General features: G+C 53.5%; 1 protein-coding gene. It reads right to left on the bottom strand.

Going from position 1 to position 770, the window contains the following annotated elements:
• Positions 1-15: 15 nt before the first annotated feature.
• A protein-coding gene (locus NA389_RS21900; protein WP_095033700.1) for an IS1-like element IS1B family transposase occupies positions 16-713 on the bottom strand; the annotation gives its coding sequence in 2 pieces (ribosomal slippage) (positions 16-464 and positions 464-713; 699 coding nt in all).
• Positions 714-770: the final 57 nt, after the last annotated feature.

Below are 770 nucleotides of genomic sequence, written 5' to 3'. Positions count from 1 at the left end.
GGTAATGACTCCAACTTATTGATAGTGTTTTATGTTCAGATAATGCCCGATGACTTTGTCATGCAGCTCCACCGATTTTGAGAACGACAGCGACTTCCGTCCCAGCCGTGCCAGGTGCTGCCTCAGATTCAGGTTATGCCGCTCAATTCGCTGCGTATATCGCTTGCTGATTACGTGCAGCTTTCCCTTCAGGCGGGATTCATACAGCGGCCAGCCATCCGTCATCCATATCACCACGTCAAAGGGTGACAGCAGGCTCATAAGACGCCCCAGCGTCGCCATAGTGCGTTCACCGAATACGTGCGCAACAACCGTCTTCCGGAGCCTGTCATACGCGTAAAACAGCCAGCGCTGGCGCGATTTAGCCCCGACATAGCCCCACTGTTCGTCCATTTCCGCGCAGACGATGACGTCACTGCCCGGCTGTATGCGCGAGGTTACCGACTGCGGCCTGAGTTTTTTAAATGGCGGAAAATCGTGTTGAGGCCAACGCCCATAATGCGGGCGGTTGCCCGGCATCCAACGCCATTCATGGCCATATCAATGATTTTCTGGTGCGTACCGGGTTGAGAAGCGGTGTAAGTGAACTGCAGTTGCCATGTTTTACGGCAGTGAGAGCAGAGATAGCGCTGATGTCCGGCAGTGCTTTTGCCGTTACGCACCACCCCGTCAGTAGCTGAACAGGAGGGACAGCTGATAGAAACAGAAGCCACTGGAGCACCTCAAAAACACCATCATACACTAAATCAGTAAGTTGGCAGCATCACCCA

Origin of the sequence: Salmonella sp. NW645, from assembly GCF_051703725.1 — a bacterium.
GTDB classification, from domain to species: Bacteria; Pseudomonadota; Gammaproteobacteria; order Enterobacterales; family Enterobacteriaceae; genus Salmonella; species Salmonella enterica.
Note: the sequence above shows the minus strand (reverse complement) of the source record. Positions and strands in the feature narration are given on the sequence as shown.